The organism is Arthrobacter sp. D3-16, assembly GCF_054408515.1.
In genome coordinates, this window is record NZ_CP096437.1 from 1,456,661 (window position 1) to 1,471,387 (window position 14,727).

Sequence of the window (14,727 nt, forward strand, 5' to 3'; positions counted from 1 at the left end):
TGGGAACCATGACTTCCAGCAATCCTCGCAATGAGGCACTTTTCGACCGCGCCCGCCAGCTGATGCCGGGCGGAGTCAACTCTCCTGTGAGGGCCTTCGGGTCCGTGGGCGGGACTCCGCGCTTTATGGTCTCCGCCAAGGGCCCGTACCTGACGGACGCCGACGGCAAGGAATACGTGGACCTGGTCTGTTCCTGGGGACCGGCACTGCTGGGCCACGCACACCCGGCCGTGCTGGAGGCCGTCCACGCGGCGGTGGACCGCGGCCTGTCCTTCGGCGCGTCCACCCCTGACGAGGCGAACCTCGCGGCGATCGTCCAGGAACGCGTGCCCGCCGTCGAGCGGCTCCGGATGGTCTCCACCGGCACCGAAGCAACCATGACGGCCGTCCGCCTGGCCCGCGGCTTCACCGGCCGGAACCTGATTATCAAGTTCGCAGGCTGCTACCACGGGCATCTGGACAGCCTCCTGGCATCTGCGGGTTCGGGCGTGGCAACGCTCGCCCTGCCAGGCTCGGCCGGGGTCACCGAGGCCACCACGGCCGAGACCCTGGTGCTGCCGTACAACGACCTCACCGCCGTAAAGGAAGCCTTCGCCGCCCACGGACCCAATATCGCCGCCGTCATCACTGAAGCGGCGCCGGCCAACATGGGCGTGGTAACACCGGAGGAGGGCTTTAACCTCGGCCTGTCCCGCATCACCCGCGAACACGGGGCGCTGCTCATCGTGGACGAGGTGCTCACCGGGTTCCGCACCGGCTACTCCGGCTACTGGGGCCTCACCGGCGGCGCGCCGGACGCCGCTGAACCGTGGACGCCGGACCTGCTCACCTTCGGCAAGGTCATCGGCGGGGGAATGCCGACGGCGGCCCTCGGCGGACGTGCCGACATCATGGACCACCTTGCCCCCACCGGTCCCGTGTACCAGGCCGGAACGCTCTCCGGGAACCCGGTGGCCATGGCTGCGGGTGTTGCCACCCTGACGCACGCCACCCGGGACGTTTACTCCTTCATTGACGTCCGCTCGCTGGAGCTCTCCTCGGCCCTGTCCACTGCACTGGACGCCGCCGGCGTGGACCACTCCATCCAGTTCGCCGGAAACCTCTTCTCGGTGGCCTTCGGCACCTCGGCCCGGGGAGTGCACAACTACGCCGACGCCCAGGCCCAGGAGAGCTTCCGCTATGCGCCGTTCTTCCACTCGATGCTGGAGTCGGGCGTCTACCTGCCGCCGTCGGTCTTCGAGGCCTGGTTCCTGTCCGCCGCGCACGACGACACAGCGATGAACCGGATCTTCGATGCGCTTCCGGCGGCAGCGAAGGCGGCAGCAGCCGCACAAGGCTAGTTCCGTCGTCGGGCGTTTTTATCTCTCTCGAGGTACCTCCCGGCCACCCGGACGTAAAAGAAATCCCCGGCTGCGTTATGCAACCGGGGATTTCTTTGTGTGCCTGGGCCAGGAGCTACAGAACGTCCGAGAGGAAGTTCTTCAAGCGGTCCGTGGCCGGGTCGCTGAAGATCTGCTGGGGAGGACCGGATTCCACCACAACCCCGGCGTCCATGAACGTCACCGTGTCCGAGACATTGCGGGAGAAGCCCATTTCGTGGGTCACCACCACCATGGTCATGCCGCCCTTCGCGAGGTCCGTCATAAGCGCCAGGACGCCCTTGACGAGCTCGGGATCCAGCGCGGATGTGGCCTCGTCAAAAAACATGACTTCCGGCTTCATGGCAAGTGCCCGCGCTATCGCGACGCGCTGCTGCTGGCCTCCGGAGAGGTTTGCCGGGCGGGCGTCGGCCTTGTGCTTCAGGCCCACCAGGTCCAGTTGCTCCAGGGCTTCGGCTCGGGCCTGTTCCTGCGGCAGCTTACGCAGCTTCCTCAGCGCCAGGGACACGTTGTCCACTACCGTTTTGTGCGGGAACAGGTTGAACTGCTGGAACACCATGCCGATCCGCTGCCGGAGCTCGTCCGGGTTGTCTTTCAGGACCGAACGGCCATCCAGGAGGATGTCGCCCTGATCGGGTTCGATCAGCCGGTTCATCACGCGCAGCAGTGTGGACTTACCGGACCCTGACGGGCCGATTACTGAGGCGGTGGTTCCCTTCTCCACGTGCAGGTCAATGCCGCGGAGAACGTGGTTGTGCCCGAACGACAGGTGCAGGTTCTTGCCGGTCAGGGTTCCGGACGCGAATTCCGTCATGCCTGTGCCCCTTTGCCGATAGGTGCTGCCAGCTCATCCGGTTCCTTCTTTTCCGGCTTGCCGGTACGCAGCCGGTTGTCGATGAAGTTCACGAAGTGGGTCAGCGGAACAGTCAGGATCAGATACAGAACACCAGCGGCCACCAGCGGAGACAGGTTGCCGGTGTTGGCCATGGCATCATTTCCGATCCGGAAGATCTCCCGGTCCGAGGCGGCAAGGCCAAGCATGAACACCAGCGAGGAATCCTTCAACAGCGAGATGAACTGGTTCACCAGGGCGGGAAGGACCCGGCGGATGCCCTGCGGCACCACCACCAGGCGCATGGAACTGCCGTAGCTGAAGCCCAGCGCCCGGGATGCCTCCAGCTGGCCCTTCTCCACGCTCTGGATGCCCGAACGGAAAATTTCACCGATGTAGGCTGCCGCGATGAGCGTCAAGGCCAGGATGCCCAGGGGGTACGGGTTCCGGGATCCGGTGATTTCCCGTGCGATGGGACTGAGCCCGATACCGATGACCAGGATCACCAGGATGGCGGGGAGCCCACGGAAGACATCGGTGTAGAAGCGCGCCACCCAGCGGGCCCCCGCGTTGCGGGAGATCCCCATCATGGCAAGCGCCAGCCCCAACAGGGAGCCCAAGACACCGGAGGCCACGGCCAATATCAGGGTATTGGGCAAACCGACCATAAGCAGGGCGGGAATGACTTTCGCCATTTCCTCCCAGTTGAAGAAGGTGTCAGCCAGCTGATCCAAGAGATCCATAGACGTTGCGGCTCAATCAGCTCTGGGGAACCGTGGCGGCCTTGCTGCCCGGCTTCCAGTCGCTCGGCATCTCGCGGTCCGGGTACCACTCCTTGGTCAGCTTGGACCAGGTTCCGTCAGCGATAACGGCGTCCAGGCCGGAGTTCAGCGCGTCAATCAGCGGCTGGTTGTCCTTGGCCACCGCGTAGGCAGTGAAGTTCTGCGTGTTGACGACGGACTCGGCGATGACGGTGCCGTCGCCTTCCTTCACCTGGCCGGTGGCCTGCTGGGACGGGGCCACCCACGCGTCCACCTGGCCGTTGCGCACGTTGGCGTACACGGTGGCGTAATCCGGGAAGCGGATTGGCTCAAGCTTCAGGGTGTTGGTGACGTAGTCGTCCTGGACGGTGCCCTGGACCACGCCGATGCGGAGGTCGCCGGTGAGGTCGGCGAAGCCCTTGACGTCGCTGTCGGTCTTGGCAACTACTGCCATGAAGCCGAAGTCGTAACCGTTGGTGAATCCGACGTTCTCGCGGCGGGCGTCCGTGGTGGAGATGGAGGAGGAGCCGACGTCGAACTGCTTGGTCTGCACCTGGGAGAGGAGTGCCGAGAAGTCCGTGGCAACGAATTCGACCTCGAGGCCGAGCTTGCCGGCGATGGCGCGCAGCAGTTCGTTGTCGTAGCCGGTGAACTTGCCGGAGGGGTCAATGAAGATGTTCGGCGGAGCGTCCGAAAGGGTGCCCACCTCGAGCGTGCCCTCAGTGTTGAGGCCGAGCTTGGTCTTGTCGATCTGATCGACGGGGGTGACGTCGGCGGTGGTGTACTTGTCCAGCGTCTGCTGGTCACTGCCGGCGAGGGCATCCGTGGGCGTCCCGGCGGGCTCAGCAGATCCTGAGCCGCATGCTGCGAGGGAAACCGCGAGGGCGATTGCCACGGGAGCGGTTGTCAGCCACTTCATCGCTTTGATTTTCATCAGGTTGTCACTTTCATTGAGTCAATAGTCAACCGGGCCGCAAGGCTGCGCTGGTGGCGCCTGGCACCTGCCCGGTGCTGGTCAAGCAAGGCCAGAGCAGGGGTGACCGCAAAACTTTATTGTCTCACTTGGGCGTTTCGCGTTCTGATGGTGAACAAGCGCGGGTGAGACCTACCATTGGCCGAACAGAATTCGGCCCAACGCTGCTTTAGCCGCCGTGCTGGAGCTTTCAGTCGCCGCCGCAGCGAATCCCCACAGCGCGAAAGCAAGCTGCCTTATGAAGCGATATGACTGTGAAATATATCTCGGAACGCCAGCGCGGCCTGGTGGCTAGAAGCCGCCGGCGCTGGCATCCTGCGGCGGGAGTACTGGCCAGTCGCCTTCGATGACGGCTGTGGGCTTCGTCTTGCGGAGGTAGCCCTGGAAATCGGCGGCCTGGCTCACGGCCCAGTCCACCTGGAGCTGGTGCAGCTGGCTGGCGGGCATGCTCAGTTTCGGGAATTTCCCGGCCATGGCGTCGAGGACCTTCAGGGTAGCAAGGGCATCAGCGGCAGAGGTATGGGCGTTGTCCAGGACCACGCCATACTCTTCGCACAAAGCCGTGAGGGTTCGCTTGCCCTTGCGGTAACGGTCCACCTGCTTGTTCATGATGTAAGGGTCCAGAACGGGAAACCGGGTAAGTTGCGGGACCCCGTAGCGGGCCGACTCCGCTGCGAGCACCGTGAAGTCGTAACTGGCGTTGAACGCGATGACGGGCGTACCGGCGTCGAAAAGCCCCTGCAGCACTGCGGCGAGCTCCTGCGTCACCTCGCGGGCAGGCCTGCCCTCGCGCCTGGCCTGTTCAGTGGTGATGCCGTGCACATCACTGGCTTCGGCAGGTATTTCAACCCCTGGATCAGCCAGCCACTCATGTTCCTCTATGACCTCACCCTTGTGGTCCACCACTGTGACTGACGCCGTCACTATCCGGGCTGCACGCGAATTGCGGCCGGTGGTTTCCAGGTCGAAGGCTGCGCGGGGGAGGGTGTTCCAGGTGCTCATGCATCCACGCTAACGGGGGCCACGGACAATTCCCGGGAGCGCCACTGCGGCTAGATTGGATCAATGCGGATTGAGTATGTGGAGGCGGTACTGGCCATCGTGAGGCTGGTTCCGGCCGGATCCGCAGTCTCGTACGGGGACGTCGCCGAACTGCTGGGGTCCGGCGGGCCCAGGCAAATCGGCTCAGTCATGAGCCACTACGGCAGCGGCGTACCTTGGTGGCGGATCCTCAAGGCGAGCGGACACGCTCCGGAGGGACTTGAAGTGAAAGCCCTGAGCCACTACTGCCAGGAGGGAACTCCCCTCAGAGGCGACCACGAAACCTACCTGCGGACGGGGGAGGGCTCCTGGCGGGTGGACCTTTCCGCCGCAAGGTGGGCGCCGACAGCTGAAGATTTTGAGCACATTGACGCCGTTGCCGGGGAGTTGGAGCGTCAGCTCCATAAAATGTCGGTGGCTGATGATGGAATATCGGCGTGACAGTAACAGTTTCCTTCACAGGTCCCCGCGACGAGCACCGGTACGAACCAGCAGCCGGCCTTGAGGCCGACTTCGCTACGGCCGCCGGAGCCTTATGCCATGGCGGCGCCATGCAGCCGGGCAAGCCCGGCCCTCCTCCTGGCCTTAAGCTGCTGCCGCCCCGGCGCATCCACGCGGAAGCCCCGTCGCTGACACCCGATCAGCAGGCAGCTGTTGATGTGGCACAAGGATCCGGCCCTGTCCTGGTACCGGGGGCGCCGGGCACGGGCAAAACCACTGTCCTGATCGAAGCGGCCGTTACGCGGGTGTTGCGGGACGGCGTTGACCCCGAGCGGATGCTCATTTTGGCCCCAACCCGGCTCGCGGCTGATTCCCTTCGCGACCGGTTCACCGCCCGGCTGGACAGAAGCCTGAGCACGACGCCGGCCCGGACCTGGGCGTCCTACGCCTTTGATGTCCTCCGGCGCGCCAAGGCCGAAGGAGTGCTGCCCCTCTCAAGGCCGCCGCGCCTCCTGTCCGGCCCGGAGCAGGACCTCATCATCAAGGAACTCCTCGAAGGCCACCGCCTGCCGGGGCTGGAGCTGCCGTGGCCTGACGATCTCGCGGGAGCCCTGGAGACGCGCGGCTTCCGGCAGGAAATACGGCAGCTGTTCGACCGCGTCATTGAGTCGGGCCTGACCGCCGCGGACCTCGCCCACCTGGGCCGCCAGTGCGACCGGCCTGACTGGATTGCCGCCGCCGGGCTGTACTCGGAGTACCGTGACGTCCTGGACCTGAGGATGCCGGAAGCTTTTGATCCCGCAGGGATCATCACCGCGGCACGCCAGATCTTCCAGGACGTCCCTGAATTCCTCGCTGCCGAACGCGAGCGCCTGCAGGTGATCGTCGTTGATGACGTGCAGGAGGCAAACCCTGCCGTCTTTGAGCTTCTGGCGGACATCGCCCGCGGGACGGACTGCTTCATTGCCTTCTCCCCGGACACTGTCGTCCAGGGCTTCCGGGGAGCGCGCCCGGATCTCGTGGCCGAACTGCCGCGCCTGCTGTCCCCGCACGCCCCGGCCCTGGAGCGGCCCTTGCGCTACGCACACCGGCACACGCCTGCCCTGGCAGACGCGTGGCTGGGCGTTGCCGCCCGTATCTCGCAGCGGGCCGGCGGGCAGTTGGCCAGGCAACTCGAGCAGCCGGTGGGGGACCGGGCGCAGGGAGTGGTGGAAGCCCATCTCGTGCCGTCGGCCGTGCATGAACTCCGGTATGTGGCCCAGCGCATCCTCGATCAGCACATCAACCACGGCCGTGACCTGGCGGACATCGCGGTGATTGTGCGTAATGGAGGGCAGGTCAGCGAGCTGCAGCGTTACCTGTCCGGCCAAGGGATCCCGATTCGCGTGCCGGTGGCCGAGTCGGCTGTCCGGGACGAAGTGGCGGTACGGCCGCTGCTTGACGCATTTGCCGTCGCCCTTGACCCCGCCCTGCTGACCCCAGAAACAGCTGTATCCCTTTTGACCTCCCGCATGGGCGGTGCCACGTCCATCGAGCTGCGCCGGCTGCGGCAGTCGCTGAGGCGCGAAGAGCTCCTGGGCGGCGGGGGCCGCACCAGTGATGCCTTGCTCGTCGAAGCCCTGCTCGAACCGGGGGCCCTGTCCTCCCTCGGCATGGAAGGCCGTGCGGCGCGGCGCACAGCAGGCATGATCCAGGCAGGGCGTAAAGCTGCATTCGAGCCGGGTGCCAATGCCGAGTCGGTGCTGTGGGCCCTCTGGAATTCCACCGGTCTTTCCACCGCCTGGACGGACACGGCTTTGTCCGGCGGGCCGCACGGCGCCCGCGCGGACCGGGACCTTGACGCCATGATGGCGCTTTTCCACACCGCTGAACGGTACGTTGACCAGATGCCTGGTGCCGGCCCGGAGCAGTTCCTGGAGTACCTGCTGAACCAGGAGCTCCCCATGGACACTTTGGCAGCCCGCGCCCAGCTGGATGACGCCGTCGAACTGATGACTCCTGCCAGCGCAGCAGGGCGGGAATGGCCTGTGGTCCTGGTTCCCGGGCTCCAGGAAGGCGTATGGCCCAATACGCGTCTACGCGGCGAACTCCTTGGAAGCACCCTGTACGCCGACGCCGTTGAACACGGCACAGCTTACGCGCTGCAGCGGGATCCGCTGAGCCGTTTGCGGGATATCCGGTATGACGAACTGCGGAGCTTCTCCACTGCTGTGTCGAGGGCACAGGAGCTCCTGGTCTGTACCGCCGTCTCCTCAGAGGACGAACAGCCCTCCTCCTTCCTGGATTACGTCTCACCCCTCAATCCAGACCAGGAGGGCCGGGGATTCACGCCGGTGGAGCGCCCCATGACCCTGCGTGCCCTGGTTGCCGAATTGCGGCAACATGCCCAGCTGGACGGAAAGCATGCGGCCGAGGCGGAAGAAGCAGTCAGGGTCCTCGCGCGGCTCGCGGCCGCCGAACCCCCTGTTGCCGGCGCGCATCCCGGAAGCTGGTGGGGCCTGCCGCAGCTGACCTCGTCCGATCCCGTGGTTCCCCCCGGCGGAACAGTGTTTGTGTCGCCGTCGAAGGTTGAGACGGTGCAAAAGTCGCCGCTCGACTGGTTCGTGCAGGCTGCAGGCGGCGAAGCGGCCACCGATTTCGCGAGGAGCCTGGGCACGCTGGTGCATGCAATTGCACAGGAACTGCCGGATGCGTCAGGAGCGGAGTACGTAGCGGAACTGGTGCGCCGGTGGCCCGCTTTGGGGATGAAGGACAACTGGGAGGGAAGACTGGATTTCCAGCGGGCGGAGGCCATGGTCCGCAAGCTTGCCCAGTATGTTCTGGTCATGAGGAGTGAGGGCCGGAGCCTGCTGGGGGTCGAGCAGGACTTTGAGGTGGCGCTCGCCGACGTGGTGATGGACGACGGTTCGGCGCGCGCAGCAGTCCTTCGCGGCCAGGTGGACCGCCTGGAAATCGACAACGAGGGCAGGCTGGTCATCGTGGATCTTAAAACAGGAAAACGCCAGCCGGGGAAAGCGGAGCTGTCCACGCATCCGCAGCTCGGCGCCTACCAGGCCGCAGTCCTCGCCGGCGGCTTCAGCGAAAGCCCCGGGGGGAGTACGGCTGCCGTTCCAGGCGGTGCAGTACTCGCCCAACTTGGTACGGGAACAAAAAATCCAGGCATTCAACAGCAGGATCCGCTTGACCCCCAGGATAACTGGGCTTTGGACATGGTGAAGGAGGCCGCCGCTGTGATGGCCGGCAACGAATTCCCGGCACGGCATGATCCAGCGAAGGGAAGCCACGGCGGACACGGCTGCCGGCTCCCCGAAGTGTGTCCTTTGTGCGTACGCGGAAGGCAGGTCACGGAATGAGTGCGGAAACAGCCGTGATCATGCCCCGGCTCCCCGAACCCCGGTTTACGCCGGAGGAACTCTCGCTGCTGCTGGGGGAAAAGAACCTCCCCACCCGGGAGCAGTCGGAAATCATCAGTTCGCCGCTGACTCCGCGCCTGGTCATCGCAGGCGCCGGATCGGGTAAGACTGCCACCATGGCCGACCGTGTCGTCTGGCTGGTGGCCAACGGCTGGGTCCGGCCAGAGGAGGTCCTTGGGGTGACGTTCACCCGCAAGGCTGCGGGTGAGCTCGCGTCCCGGATCCGGGCGAAACTGGCCGCCCTGCAGCGGCTGGCCAGCCAGGACACGGCGCGCCGGCTGTTCCCGGAGCAACTGGTCAGCAGTGATTCCCTCGAGCCCAAGGTCTCCACCTACCACTCCTTTGCCAGCGGCATCGTCTCTGACTATGGACTGCGGCTGGGCGTGGAGCGGGATGTGGTCCTCCTCGGCGGCGCACAGGCCTGGCAGTTGGCCAGCGAAGTGGTGGAGGCCTACGACGGCGAGTACGCACACTTCCGTTCTGCGAAGTCCACCCTGGTGAAGGCGGTTATCCAACTGGCCGGGGAATGCGCAGAGCACCTCCAGGAGCCCGAGGACGTGGAAGCCTGGCTGATGGCAAGGCTGTCCGAATTCGAATCCCTGCCGTACCAGGCGGGCAAAAAGAAGAACCCGCCTCAGGCGGCGGCGGAGCTTGCCGCGATGCTCCGGACCAGGGCCAGCGTGGCGGACATGGTGGGCCGGTACGCAGCAGCGAAGCGGGCCCGGGGTGCTCTTGACTTCGGTGACCTTGTGGCGCTCGCTGCCAAGGTGGCGCAGGATGTCCCGTTGGCCGCACACATGGAACGGCAGCGGTACAAAGTGGTGTTGCTCGACGAATTCCAGGACACCTCCTATGCCCAGCTGGTGCTGTTCTCCCGGCTGTTCGGAGGCGGGCATGCAGTGACGGCAGTGGGCGACCCCAACCAGTCGATCTACGGCTTCCGCGGCGCCTCGGCCGGGCAGCTTTTCCACTTCGTTCGGGAATTTCCCGTAGCCAGTGGTCCCGACGGCGACGGAAAATGGACTCCTGCCCCCACGTCCTACCTGACAACAGCCTGGCGGAACGGCCGGTCAATCCTCTCGGCAGCCAACGTCATGTCCCAGTCCTTGGGCAAGGCAGCAGCCCAGCGTGGACCGGCCGGCGGGGGAGGGGCGGTAGCACCGGACGTGCCCCGGTTGCAGCCCAGTCCGGGTGCAGTTGAGGGAACGGTGGTGCTGGGGCGCTTCGGGACAGATGTTGATGAAGCCGCCGCACTCGCAGAGGACGTTCTGAAGTACCGGGTGACGGACTTTGAGCTCAAACCCGACGGAACTCCCGTAGCGCCTGCCCTTGCCGTCCTTTGCCGCCGCCGCGCCCAGATGGAGGCCATTCGGCGCCAGTTTGAAGCCAGGGGAATCCCCTACGAGATCGTCGGGCTTGGCGGACTTCTGGATACCCCCGAGATCGTGGACCTCGTGGCGACGCTGCGCGTGCTTGCCGACCCCGGACGCTCAGACTCGCTGATGCGCCTCCTCGCGGGTGCCCGCTGGCGCATCGGCCCGGCCGACCTGATGGCTCTGCGCGACTGGTCCAGCCAACTGGCGCGCCGGCGCGGGCATGTGGCCGAACGGTTCCTTGACGAGCAGCCGGACCACGTCAGTGAAACGGTCCTCGAGAGTGATCTGACTGACGCTGCCAGCCTGGTGGAAGCCCTGGACTGGCTGCCCCGGGAGGGCTGGACGTCCGCCAACGGCAGGTCGCTGACCCCCGGCGCCCGCAGCCGGCTGACCCGGCTGTCAGCAGAACTGCGGCACCTCCGGAGTTACCTCGGGGATGATCTCACCACCCTGCTGGGCGAGGTCGAGCGGGCCATGCTGCTGGACATCGAAGTGGCAGCGCGGCCAGGCATCAGCATCCATCAGGCCCGCCGCAACCTTGACGCCTTCCAGGATGCCGCCGCGGGGTTCCTGCGCACGTCGCAGCGTGTGGACATCCTGGCGTTCCTGGCCTGGTTGGAAGCCGCCGCGGCTGAGGAAAACGGGCTGGAAGCACCTGCCAGCGATGTCAACCGGGAGGCCGTGCAACTGCTGACAGTCCATGCGTCGAAGGGCCTCGAATGGGATGTGGTTTTCGTTCCCGGGCTCAATGCAGGGGCCTTCCCCAGCGACAGGGACTCCCGGTGGAGCAGCGGCTCGGCTGCCCTGCCCTGGCCGCTCCGGGGTGACCGTGCAGACCTTCCCCAGTGGGACCTCGACCAGCCGGACCAGAAGGGCTGGCTGGACGCGGAAAAAGACTTCAAGTCGGCCGTCCAGGCCCACGGCGAGTCAGAGGAACGCAGGCTCGCCTACGTGGCGTACACCAGGGCCAAGCACGTCCTCTGGGCGTCCAGTCCCGCGTGGGTGGGATCCCGGGCGGGGCGTGCCGGGATGTCGCCGTTCCTTGCCGAACTCGAGGCACTTACCAAGGCGGCCGAAGGTCAGCGTGCTGCTGCGACAATCCATCCGGGGTCATTGGAGGAAGCAGCCCTTCCCGTGGAGAGCCCGCTCACCCTTGAAACGGAAGTTGCCGGCTGGCCGTACGACCCCCTCGAGGGGCCTGTGGATCCGCGAACGGGAAAGCGGCTGCGCCTCTCGGGCGGACGGCGGCAGGCCATGGAATCAGCCGCTGCCAGGGTTCTTGCCGCCCTGGAAAACAGCGGTGGGGAACCCCTTCCGGTCCCGCATCCATCAGAAGCACCCCCAGGGCAGGCTGGTCCCGGGAGGGAGCTGACGGGGGTGGCGCGGGGATGGGCCCGGGAAGCAGCGCTGCTGCTGGAGCGACGCACCAGGAGGAGCGCCGGCCGCGAAGTGCACCTGCCCGGCCACATTTCTGCATCCACCCTGGTGGAACTGCGGGAGGACCCGGCCGCGGTGCTTGGCAGGCTCCGCAGGCCGGTGCCACGGGAACCCGGCATGTCAGCACGGAAGGGAACCGCCTTCCACGAATGGGTGGAGGAGTACTTCGGCGCCGCCGGAATGCTCGACCTCGGTGAAGCTCCCGGTTCGGATGACCACATTGATGCTGCCTACGACCTTGACGCCATGGTGGCAACCTTCAAAGCGTCCCCCTGGGCTGAACGCTCGCCCGCCTTTGTTGAGGTTCCCGTCGAGACCCGGGTGGGCGACGTCGTGGTGCGTGGGCGCATTGACGCAGTCTTCCGGGACGCCGACGGCCGGTGGGACCTGGTGGACTGGAAGACCGGACGGCGGCCGGCTGCCGCGCAGCTGAGGACCAAGTCGGTGCAGCTCGCCGTGTACCGCCTTGCGTGGGCGAGGCTGAAGGAGGTTCCTCTCGAGGACGTGCGGGCGGCCTTCTTCTACGTCGCCGACAACGAGGTAGTCCGTCCCCACGACCTTGGTACAGGAGGCGAGCTGGAGGAGATCGTGGCGGCCGCGCTCAGTTCTTCGTGACGTCGACGATGGAGATGGCGGCCGTGGAGGTGTCGTCCAGGTCCTTCTTGTCCTCTGCGTTGGCCTGCCGGCTGTCCATCGTCGGCCCCTTGTTCCCAGCGGGGCCCTGCGTACGCGGCTCAGCCGGGGGTTCTGCCGGGATGGCCGTGACGTGGACCGCCGGCTGAACCGGGGGCGGGACCGGCACTGGCACTACCGTCACGGACGGCACTGAACCCGAAGGACCGGCGTCGGCCGCCATGATCGCTGACACCTTTCCCGGGGCCGCTTGGGCACCCGCCCCGGCGGCGGGGAAGCCCCCGGCCGGTGCACCCGCGGCCGGTTGGGGCTCCACGCTGATAGGCTGCCCGCCGTGCTCCTCGATGTCCCGGGCCAGGGTGCCGAGCATCTCTTCGGCTTCCGAGATCATGCCGGGGTCATCCGAGGCAATCCCCTTCACCAGGTACTGGGCCAGGGCGAATTCGGCGGAAAGTGCTGCCCGGCGCAGGAGGTGATTGTCCGGGGTGTCCCTGCGACTGGCCGTGTAGGCGCCCAGTACCGCGTCCACGAAGTCCTGCTCATTGGAGGCAACAAGCCAGGCGAAATCGTCGGCTGGATCGCCGATCCGCAGGTCGGTCCAACCGGTGACGGCAGTAACGCGCTGTCCTTCCACCAGGAGATTGTCCTCGTGAAGGTCGCCGTGCACCACACTCGGGTTGAAGCGCCACAGGGACACATCTTCCATGGCGTGCTCCCAGCGGAGCAGCAGGGCGGGCGGAATTTTCCCTGTAGTGGCTGCCTGGTCAAGCTCATTCAGCCGCCGCTGCCGGAACTCGTTGGGGGTGTAGCTGGGCAGGTCGGCATTGCTGACCAGCGAATGGGGCAAATCATGGATCGCAGCCAGGGCGACGCCGATTTCACGGGCCAGTGCGTCCGGGCCTGCGGTCAGCTCCTCGACGCTTCGCGTGCTGCCGGCCAGATGCGAGTAGACAAACGTGCTCAAGGTTCCCAGCCGTACGCTGCCGGCAACGGTGGGCATCAGGAAGGGCAGCTCGGCCCTGATGGCCGGGGCGAAGGCACGCAGCACGAGGAATTCCGTCTCAAGCCGGGCGCTTGCCTCGGCGTGCCGCGGCGAGCGGACACGCCACCGCTTGCCCTCCGAATCGAGCAGCAGCGCTGAGTCGAAGTCCGCAGGGTCATCCGGGGCAGAGCTAACGGCCGTCGGGGTCAGTCCGGGGACTGCCGCGGTTGCAACGGCTGCCAGTTCAATCGGTTTTCTTCTCACTGTTCCACGGTAGATTGCGTCCAGTCGAAGATACCGGTCCAAGGTCGGCGAGTCTTCAGATATAGTCCAAATCAGGGTAGGCAGGGAAGCGCCGCCAAGGGGGAGCGCACCCCAAATATCAATTGTCGGTCCCAGTCAGTACGGTGGACACATGAGCCACGCGGAGTCTGTAACACCGGTCCACTCGGGCAAGGCGGCCCGGTTGCCGGCGAACCACCTGATGGACACGGTGCTCCCGGTGCCTCCCGCGCTGGTTGACCGCGGATCAGTCGCCCGGGCACAACCGGGAATGGTGGAGGAACTCCTCGCCACACCAGACACGTTGGCCGTTGTCCTCTCCGGCCGGCAGGGGCTGATCCACGGCGGCGGGCTGTTGATGTCGGCGGCACAGCCACTCCATAAAGAACTGGCCGCCGCCGGTGCCGCGCCCCAGCTGACGGTTTACCTTGGTTCCGCCCTGCCCGGTTCAGACCTTGCCCCTGGTACCCACATGCTGCTTTTCATCCTGGCGGAACCGCTGGAGCCTGGAACTGGCGGCATACCCTCGGATGCTTCGTGGGCAGGATTCCGGGATGTTGCCGCCGGGCTGAGTCCAACACATACTGCCCTTTTTGTTGAGGCCAGCGCCATTGCCAACTGGCACGCCACCCACACGCACTGCCCGCGCTGCGGTTCTCCCACTGAGGTGGAAGCCGGAGGATGGGTGCGGCGCTGCCCGGCTGATTCGTCCGAACACTACCCGCGGACCGATCCCGCCATCATCGTTACCGTCGTGGGCCCGGACGGGCGCCTGCTCCTGGGTGGCGGCGGAGCCCCTGATGCCAGGAACTATTCAACCCTGGCAGGATTCGTGGAACCGGGGGAATCGCTGGAACAGGCAGTGGTCCGGGAGATCCACGAGGAGGTGGGAGTGAGGGTTGCTGCCTGCCAGTACCTTGGCTCGCAGTCGTGGCCCTTTCCTGCCTCCCTTATGCTTGGATTTACCGCCGTCACCGAAGACGCTGAGGCAACGCCCGACGGCGTGGAGGTCACCAGGGCGCGCTGGTTCAGCCGGGAGGAACTCCAGGACGCTGTGCTCACCGGTGAGATCACCATCTCCAGCCGGCTGTCGATTGCCCGCTCCCTGATTGAGCACTGGTTCGGCGGACGTATTCAGGACCGGGTTGGCGCCTGAAGCACTACTTATCCATCAGAC

Annotated in this window: 10 protein-coding genes; 5 read left to right on the top strand and 5 right to left on the bottom strand. The window is 65.9% G+C overall.

Going from position 1 to position 14,727, the window contains the following annotated elements; genetic code table 11:
* The first annotated feature begins 8 nt into the window (after positions 1 to 8).
* On the top strand, positions 9 to 1,340 hold the full coding sequence (gene hemL, locus M1D32_RS07055; RefSeq protein WP_458781563.1) for a glutamate-1-semialdehyde 2,1-aminomutase: 1,332 nt from the start codon (positions 9 to 11) through the stop codon (positions 1,338 to 1,340).
* Between the two features lie 115 nt (positions 1,341 to 1,455).
* On the opposite strand, the gene M1D32_RS07060 is transcribed toward hemL, so the two are convergent.
* The 4 genes from M1D32_RS07060 to M1D32_RS07075 all read right to left on the bottom strand — a co-directional run bounded on the left by M1D32_RS07060 (position 1,456) and on the right by M1D32_RS07075 (position 4,947).
* The gene (locus M1D32_RS07060) at positions 1,456 to 2,193 is read right to left on the bottom strand and encodes an amino acid ABC transporter ATP-binding protein (RefSeq protein WP_163162219.1); all 738 of its coding nucleotides are present in this window, start codon (positions 2,191 to 2,193) and stop codon (positions 1,456 to 1,458) included.
* A complete protein-coding gene (locus M1D32_RS07065) occupies positions 2,190 to 2,954 on the bottom strand; it encodes an amino acid ABC transporter permease (RefSeq protein ID WP_458781564.1) in 765 nt (254 codons plus the stop codon). Before M1D32_RS07065 ends, M1D32_RS07060 begins: the two co-directional genes overlap by 4 nt.
* Before the next feature lie 16 nt (positions 2,955 to 2,970).
* A complete protein-coding gene (locus M1D32_RS07070; protein ID WP_458781565.1) occupies positions 2,971 to 3,906 on the bottom strand; it encodes an ABC transporter substrate-binding protein in 936 nt (311 codons plus the stop codon).
* A gap of 330 nt (positions 3,907 to 4,236) precedes the next feature.
* A complete protein-coding gene (locus tag M1D32_RS07075) occupies positions 4,237 to 4,947 on the bottom strand; it encodes an exonuclease domain-containing protein (protein WP_458781566.1) in 711 nt (236 codons plus the stop codon).
* A gap of 63 nt (positions 4,948 to 5,010) precedes the next feature.
* Here M1D32_RS07075 and M1D32_RS07080 point away from each other — a divergent pair, with 63 nt between their 5' ends.
* The 3 genes from M1D32_RS07080 to M1D32_RS07090 all read left to right on the top strand — a co-directional run bounded on the left by M1D32_RS07080 (position 5,011) and on the right by M1D32_RS07090 (position 12,268).
* Positions 5,011 to 5,427, top strand: coding sequence for an MGMT family protein (locus tag M1D32_RS07080; protein WP_458781567.1), 417 nt, complete (start codon positions 5,011 to 5,013; stop codon positions 5,425 to 5,427).
* A 110-nt stretch (positions 5,428 to 5,537) separates the two neighbouring features.
* Positions 5,538 to 8,780 (top strand): ATP-dependent helicase, encoded by a 3,243-nt coding sequence (locus M1D32_RS07085; protein WP_458782120.1) that lies wholly within the window; start codon positions 5,538 to 5,540, stop codon positions 8,778 to 8,780.
* Entirely contained in the window at positions 8,777 to 12,268 is a 3,492-nt protein-coding gene (locus M1D32_RS07090) for an ATP-dependent helicase (protein WP_458781568.1), read from the top strand. The genes M1D32_RS07085 and M1D32_RS07090 overlap by 4 nt, the downstream gene beginning before the upstream one ends.
* On the opposite strand, the gene M1D32_RS07095 is transcribed toward M1D32_RS07090, so the two are convergent.
* Positions 12,255 to 13,532, bottom strand: a complete 1,278-nt coding sequence (locus M1D32_RS07095) for a macrolide 2'-phosphotransferase (RefSeq protein WP_458781569.1) — start codon at positions 13,530 to 13,532, stop codon at positions 12,255 to 12,257. The two genes, M1D32_RS07090 and M1D32_RS07095, sit on opposite strands and share 14 nt — an antisense overlap.
* Before the next feature lie 151 nt (positions 13,533 to 13,683).
* On the opposite strand from M1D32_RS07095, the gene nudC reads away from it, so the two are divergent.
* On the top strand, positions 13,684 to 14,706 hold the full coding sequence (gene nudC, locus M1D32_RS07100) for an NAD(+) diphosphatase (RefSeq protein ID WP_458781570.1): 1,023 nt from the start codon (positions 13,684 to 13,686) through the stop codon (positions 14,704 to 14,706).
* The last annotated feature ends 21 nt before the right edge of the window (positions 14,707 to 14,727 follow it).